Source organism: Streptomyces sp. NPDC021749 (genome assembly GCF_040640655.1).
In the GTDB taxonomy this organism is placed as follows: Bacteria; Actinomycetota; Actinomycetes; order Streptomycetales; family Streptomycetaceae; genus Streptomyces.
This window is the reverse complement of the sequence record NZ_JBFACE010000003.1, coordinates 303,730-310,618: the sequence shown is the minus strand read 5'-3', so window position 1 is coordinate 310,618 and position 6,889 is coordinate 303,730. Positions and strand designations below refer to the sequence as shown.

6 protein-coding genes are annotated in these 6,889 nt (G+C 71.7%); 4 read left to right on the top strand and 2 right to left on the bottom strand.

Translation table 11 applies throughout. From position 1 onward, the window contains the following. Positions 1 to 1,139: cbb3-type cytochrome c oxidase subunit I (locus AB0G35_RS05060; protein WP_360943785.1), on the bottom strand; the 1,139-nt coding region annotated here is incomplete at its 3' end. 127 nt (positions 1,140 to 1,266) lie between these two features. On the opposite strand from AB0G35_RS05060, the gene AB0G35_RS05055 reads away from it, so the two are divergent. The 3 genes from AB0G35_RS05055 to proP all read left to right on the top strand — a co-directional run bounded on the left by AB0G35_RS05055 (position 1,267) and on the right by proP (position 4,837). Continuing rightward, positions 1,267 to 1,818: a sigma-70 family RNA polymerase sigma factor gene (locus AB0G35_RS05055; protein WP_360943782.1), complete on the top strand. Its 552-nt coding sequence runs from the start codon at positions 1,267 to 1,269 to the stop codon at positions 1,816 to 1,818. Next, positions 1,811 to 2,812 (top strand): CU044_5270 family protein, encoded by a 1,002-nt coding sequence (locus AB0G35_RS05050; RefSeq protein WP_360943779.1) that lies wholly within the window; start codon positions 1,811 to 1,813, stop codon positions 2,810 to 2,812. The genes AB0G35_RS05055 and AB0G35_RS05050 overlap by 8 nt, the downstream gene beginning before the upstream one ends. Positions 2,813 to 3,325: 513 nt before the next feature. Continuing rightward, positions 3,326 to 4,837, top strand: coding sequence for a glycine betaine/L-proline transporter ProP (gene proP / locus AB0G35_RS05045; protein ID WP_360943776.1), 1,512 nt, complete (start codon positions 3,326 to 3,328; stop codon positions 4,835 to 4,837). Positions 4,838 to 4,906: 69 nt separating this feature from the next. Here proP and AB0G35_RS05040 read toward each other — a convergent pair whose 3' ends face one another. Beyond that, the gene (locus AB0G35_RS05040) at positions 4,907 to 5,434 is read right to left on the bottom strand and encodes a nitroreductase family deazaflavin-dependent oxidoreductase (protein WP_360943773.1); all 528 of its coding nucleotides are present in this window, start codon (positions 5,432 to 5,434) and stop codon (positions 4,907 to 4,909) included. Positions 5,435 to 5,807: 373 nt separating this feature from the next. Here AB0G35_RS05040 and AB0G35_RS05035 point away from each other — a divergent pair, with 373 nt between their 5' ends. Beyond that, a complete protein-coding gene (locus tag AB0G35_RS05035) occupies positions 5,808 to 6,866 on the top strand; it encodes a DUF2330 domain-containing protein (protein ID WP_360943849.1) in 1,059 nt (352 codons plus the stop codon). Positions 6,867 to 6,889 lie beyond the last annotated feature (23 nt).

The window sequence follows — 6,889 nt, the reverse complement described above, 5'->3', positions numbered from 1 at the left end:
CCGAAGACGACGTAGTGGAAGTGCGCCACGACGAAGTACGAGTCGGAGATGTGGAAGTCCATCGGCGGCGAGGCCAGGATGACACCGGTCAGACCGCCGAAGACGAACGTGATGAGGAAGCCGGTCGCCCAGAGCATCGGCGTCTCGAAGGACAGCGAGCCCTTCCACATCGTGCCGATCCAGTTGAAGAACTTCACACCGGTCGGAACGGCGATGAGGAACGTCATGAAGGAGAAGAACGGCAGCAGTACGCCGCCCGTGACGTACATGTGGTGCGCCCATACCGTGACCGAGAGACCGGCGATCGAAATCGTCGCGGCGATCAGACCGAAGTAACCGAACATCGGCTTCCGGGAGAACACCGGAATGACCTCGGAAATGATGCCGAAGAACGGCAGCGCAATGATGTACACCTCGGGGTGCCCGAAGAACCAGAAGAGGTGCTGCCAGAGGAACGCCCCGCCGTTCGCGGCGTCGAAGATGTGCGCACCGAATTTACGGTCCACCTCCAGGGCGAACAACGCGGCGGCGAGCACCGGGAAGGCCAGCAGGACCAGCACACCGGTCAGCAGCACGTTCCAGGTGAAGATCGGCATTCGGAACATCGTCATGCCGGGCGCCCGCATGCAGATGATCGTGGTGATGAAGTTGACCGCCCCCAGGATCGTGCCGAAGCCGGAGAAGGCCAGACCCATGATCCACATATCGCCGCCGATGCCGGGGGAATGCACCGCGTCCGAGAGTGGCGCATAGGCGAACCAGCCGAAGTCCGCCGCGCCTTGCGGGGTCAGGAATCCGCCCACCGCGATGAGTGAACCGAAGAGGTAGAGCCAGTAGGCGAACATGTTCAGCCGTGGAAAGGCGACATCGGGCGCACCGATCTGCAGCGGCATGATCCAGTTCGCAAAACCGGCGAACAGCGGCGTCGCGAACATCAGCAGCATGATCGTGCCGTGCATCGTGAACGCCTGGTTGAACTGCTCGTTCGACATGAGCTGGTGGCCCGGCCGGGCCAGTTCGGCGCGCATGACCAGCGCCAGCAGACCGCCGACGCAGAAGAACGCGAAGGCGGTGACCAGATAGAGCGTGCCGATCGTCTTGTGGTCAGTGGTCGTCAGCCACTTCACGGGGAGCTTCATGCCCCGTAGGTGTCCGGGACCCCCTCCGTCCTCACCGCCGACGGGCGGGCGAACCCGGGTCGCGGGCGTGGGATGTGTCACTCGGTGCAGGTGTGAAGATCGGGGGCATGCCGGACACCAAGGGTTCATGAGCACGGACGACGCCTTCGCCGAGGCCTATCGCGCGCACTACTGGGCGGTCAGCCGCTTCGTGGCGCGACGGCTGGACGGGCAGGCACACGAGGTCGAGGAAGTGGTGGCGGAGGTCTTCTCCATAGCCTGGCGGCGCCGTGCCGAGCTCCCCGAGTCCCCGCTGCCCTGGCTCTACGGAGTGGCCCGCAACTGCCTGGCCAATACGGTGCGCGGGCTGAGCCGCTACCGGCGGCTGCTGAACCGGCTCGGCAACCACGAGGCGGCGCACCGGCGGCAGACCGTGGAGAGCCCGGACGCCGAGCGGCCCGGCTCGTGGGTGCACGAGGCGCTGGCCCGGCTCTCACCCGCCGACCAGGAGGTACTGCGGCTGACCGCCTGGGAGGAACTGACCGTCGAGGAGCTGGCGGTGACCCTCGGGTGCGGCCACAGCGCGGCGGCCATGCGGCTGCACCGGGCGCGCCGCCGGCTGCGCGCGGAGATCGACCGTACGCGGACGACCGTGTCCGCGCGGGCAGGAGACGACGGCAATGGGGGCCGCCATGGGTGACGAACTGGAGCTGCTGCGCGCGGCCGATCCCGTACCGGCCAGTGCGGGCCGCTGGCGGGACCGGCCGCTGGACGCCCGCGCCGAAGCGGGCCTCGCCCGGCTGCTGCACCGGACGCGTGCCCGGCGGGCCGGGCGCCGGCTGATGCTGCGTGCGGAGGCGGCGGTGCTCGCGCTGGTGGCGGTGGTCTGCTTCCTGCTCTCCGACGCCGGCAGCAGCCCCGCGGCCGCGGCGCCCGGGCCGCTCGTCCCGCACGCCGAGGCCCGGCCGGTCCCGCTGGCCGAACTCGCCCGGAGGGCGGAGGCCAGGGCCCGGGCGGCGGCACCGGGGGACGGTCCGCACCGGGGCAGCCATGTGCAGAGCTGGTACCTGAGCATGCAGGAGGGGCCGGACGCGGCGCCGCCCGTCACCGTGCCCGAGGAGCGCATCACCCGGTGGAACGCGGACGGCAGCGGCTCCGAACTGGTCGTGGCCACCGATCCCCGGCACCCGGGCCGTCCGGTCATCCATGACGACGACGGCCACTGGCGGACCGTCAGCGACGGCAAGGTCCTGCACCGGAGGGCCTACCCGGCGGGCTCCGAGGCGCAGCACGGCGGCCTGGCCTCGCGTACGCGGCCGCCGACGGACCCGGCGAAGCTGCGCGCCGAGCTGGGGTGGCTGTACGGCGGGGCGGGCGGCACCCGTACCGTCCCCCAACTCCTGCAGGCGCTCTCCTCGTTCCGCGGCGAGTGGACTCCGGGGCCGCGCGAGACGGCCGCCGTCGTGCGGATGCTGGCGGATGCCGGGGGCCTGCGGCCGGCCGGTTCGGTCACCGACCGGCTGGGGCGGCGCGGCGAGGCGTATGTGCACGACGGGGCGGGCCTGCGGCACATGGTGATCCTCGACCCGCGGACCGGCGAACTGCTGGGTCTGGAAGCGACCTTCACCACGGACCACCCGGGCTTCAAGGTGGAGGCGGGACAGGTGATGTCGTACGAGGCGTGGATGCCGTGACGGGCGGCCCGGGCGCCCGAGTGGCGGGGCGGCGCGGCATGGCCGATCCTTGAGGGAACGCGACGATCCCGTCTCGGCGCGGCGGTGCTGTGTGCCGTCGCGCCGATTCGCGTACGGCACGCCGTTTCGCGTGCCCTGCCCGCGCTGCGCCGTTTCGCATGGATGACCCGGCGGCGGCACGTCCTGGGCATCGCGGCGGCACATCCCGGGCATCGCGGGTGGCCGATGTCACATCACGGCGGACGGTTGCGCCCGATCCCCGCGAGATGGATCACAAACCAAAGTCCCTCACATTGCTCGGCAAAACGGAGTTTCCCCTGCAAGGAGCGGGTATACGACCGCCTGCGCGGTCATCCGCGCACTGTCCGTGATGAACCGTTCTGCCCCTATGGTCGACCTTTGCCCCGCCGCTCGATGGCGGGCCTGCCCGTCGCTGCCATGGCGGGCAATGCCCGCCACCCCGGTGGCGGGCGGTTCCTGTAGTCGTCCCAGAGAGCGCAGGCGAGCGAACACGTGCCGACGCAGTCTCCCGTCGCACCCGGCCCCCGTCCCCCCATCGGCAGTCGTGCCGATGCCGCACCCGGTCCGCGAAAGGGCCGGCACGCGGACCCGCAGCAGAAGTCCTCGCCGCAGGTGACCGTCGTCGACCCCGCGATGGTCAAGCGGGCGGTGTCGGCAGCCGCGCTGGGCAATGCGATGGAGTGGTTCGACTTCGGCGTCTACAGCTACATCGCGGTCACTCTCGGGCACGTCTTCTTCCCGTCCGGGAACCCGACCGCGCAGTTGCTGTCGACGTTCGGCGCGTTCGCGGCGGCATTCCTGGTGCGTCCGATCGGCGGCATGGTCTTCGGGCCGCTCGGTGACCGCATCGGCCGCCAGAAGGTGCTGGCCATCACCATGATCATGATGGCGGTGGGCACCTTCGCCATCGGCCTGATCCCCTCCTACGCCACCATCGGCGTCGGCGCGCCCATCCTGCTGCTGGTCGCCCGCCTGGTGCAGGGCTTCTCCACCGGTGGCGAATACGGTGGCGCCTCGACCTTCATCGCCGAGTACGCACCCGACAAGAAGCGCGGATTCCTGGGCAGCTGGCTGGAGTTCGGCACGCTGGCCGGTTACGTCGGCGGCGCCGGCCTGGTCACGTTGATGACGGCGCTGCTGTCCACCGACGACCTCAACTCCTGGGGCTGGCGGATCCCCTTCCTGATCGCCGGTCCGATGGGCATCATCGGCCTCTACCTGCGGATGCGGCTCGAAGAGACCCCGGCCTTCGCCCAGTTGGAGAAGGAGGCGCGGACGAAGGAGAAGGCGCGCCGCGAGGCCGAGAAGCGGATCGGCGTCCGCGAGATGGTCTTCGGCCAGTGGCGGGCGATGCTGCTGTGCGTCGGGCTGGTGCTGGTCTTCAACGTCACCGACTACATGCTGCTGTCGTACATGCCGAGCTATCTGACCTCGGAGCTGAAGTACGACGAGACGCACGGTCTGCTGGTCGTGCTCGGGGTGATGGTGCTGATGATGGGCGTCCAGCCGTTCGCGGGCCGGCTCTCCGACCGCTTCGGCCGCCGCCCGGTCATCGCCGCGGGCTGCGCCGGCTTCCTGGTGCTGTCGGTGCCCGCGCTGCTGCTGATCCGGCAGGGGTCGCTGCTCGCCATCGCGCTGGGCATGGCCGCGCTGGGTCTGCTGCTGGTCGCCTTCACCTCGACGATGCCGGCCACGCTGCCCGCACTCTTCCCGACCAAGGTCCGCTACGGCTCGCTGTCGATCGGCTTCAACATCTCCGTGTCGCTCTTCGGCGGCACCACGCCGCTGGTGGTCACCGCCCTGATCGGCGCGACCGGCAACAAGATGATGCCCGCCTACTACATGATGGCGGCGGCCGTGATCGGCGGGATCGCCGTCTGGCGGATGTCGGAGAGCGCCCGCAAGCCGCTGCCCGGCTCCCCGCCGGCCGTCGAGACCGGGGCCGAGGCGCAGGAGGTCATACGCGCGGCCCGTCGCGCGGCCGAGGCGGGCGCGGCGAACTGACCGCACCGCGCCTCCCCAGCCGTGGGTGAACAGGTGTGAAAGGGGCCCCGGCCGGAGGGCCCTTTCGCGTCAGCCTCCGAGACCGGCCCGCCCTCGCTCCACGAGCCGGACGAACGGGATCTGCTCCCCCGCGCGGCGGTAGCCGTCGATGCTGCCGTCCCCGTCGAAGCCCATGAAGGCGGCCAGTTTCGCGGCGGCCCGGGGATGCCGCGGGGCGTAGCGCGCCATGACCTCCCCGCCCTCCTCGGAGGAGAGGAAGCGGGCGGTGACGGCGTACCGGCGACGGCCGACCTGGATCACCGCGTCCGGATGGGCCCGCAGGTTCCGGTACCAGGCCGCGCGGGGGCCGAAGCCCGACGCCAGCGTCCAGGTGCCCGCCGCGCGGTCGTGGGCGACCGCTTCGAGCACCACCTGCCGCGGCCGCCCGCTCTGACGGCCCCGGTGGTGCAGGAGCAGCAGCCGCCCGCCGAAGATCCCGCCGAGCCCGGCCCGGTACACCTGGATCGGCAGACGGGCGACCAGCCGACGCCGGCCGGTGGGCAGCGGCGGTCGGTCGGGCCCGTTCCGGCGGGGCGCGGCCGGGGGCGGTGAAGGCACGGCGCGGAGTATAGGGCGGGGATACGACAGGGGCGCGGTGACGACAGGGACGCGGTGCCGGCAGCGGGAATCGGCCCCGGGACGATCGCGGGGCGACCGGCCGGGACACCACGGGCGGGCACCGACGGGAACCAGCCACCCTCTCCCCACCGTCTGTGTCGACGCTGCCGGGGCCCGGTGCCGGCTGCCGGCTGTCTGCGGCCGGCGGCGGCGAACCGGCCTGGCGGCGAGAAGTCCAGGTCAGACACAGTGCAGAAAGAGGGCGGGGGACGACATGGCTCTGGCGACGGTCCGGCCACGGGCGCGAGGGGCCGCGGCGGCGCGGACTGGCGGACGGCGACGGACGCACCGGCAGGCGCTGCTGGTGGTCCTGATGCTGCTGGCCGTCCAGTTGGTGTCGCTGGCCCGGCCGGCGTACGCCTGTGGTTGCGGGGCGATGGTGCACGACCCGAAGACCACCATGACGGTGGGCCGGGAGACCTCGGTCGTGCGCTGGGACGGGAAGACCGAGCAGATCGTGATGAGTCTGCAGGTGAACGGCACCGCACCGGACGCCGCGTGGATCATGCCCGTACCGCACCGGGCCACGGTGAAACTGGGCGATCCGGCGGTCTTCGACCGGCTCGCCACCCTGACCGAGCCGGCTGTCGCGCAGCGCCACTACTTCTGGCCGCGCGGTGGCGACTGGCCCTTCGGGCAGAACCTGGACGCCGCCGAGGCCCCGCCGCCGTCCGCGGGCGCTCCCGGTGTCGGGGTCGTGGGCCGCGAACGGCTGGGCCCGTTCGACGTGGCCCGACTGACCGCCACCGACCCCGGCGCGCTGCGCAACTGGCTGAAAACCCATGGCTTCCACCTCCCCGCCCCGCTGGCGAGCGCCCTCCGCCCGTACGTGACGCAACGCTGGGAGTACGTGGCCATCCGCCTGGCGCCCGCCGAGCGGCACCGCACCCTCTCGGGCACCCTCGACCCCCTGCGGCTGTCCTTCGCCAGCGACCGGCTCGTCTACCCGATGCGGCTCTCCGCCCTGGCCACGACCCCGCAGTCCCTGGGCCTCTACGTCCTCGCGCCGCACCGGATGGAGCCGCGCAGCGCGATCGGCGGGTTCCGCCCCGAGGTCTTCTTCGCCGGCCGCATCCGCCCCGAGGGCCCCCTCCGCGCCCTCACCGGCAGCCGCCCCGCCTTCCTCACCGCCATCGACCAGACCTTCCCGCAGCCCGAGCGCATCACCGGCGACCACGAACTGCGCCGGACCGCCCACGACACCCCGTACCGACGGGTCAGGTACGAGTACGCCCTGCTGAGGGTGGGCGGCGTCCCGGCCTGGATCGTGACGGTCGGCGGGACCCTGCTGCTCCTCCAGGCAGGAGCGGTAGCGCTGACGCTGGGGTGCGCCGCCCGCAGGCGACGCCGAGCGACGCCCGCCACCGGGTGAGCCGTGGCCACCGCCCCTTACGC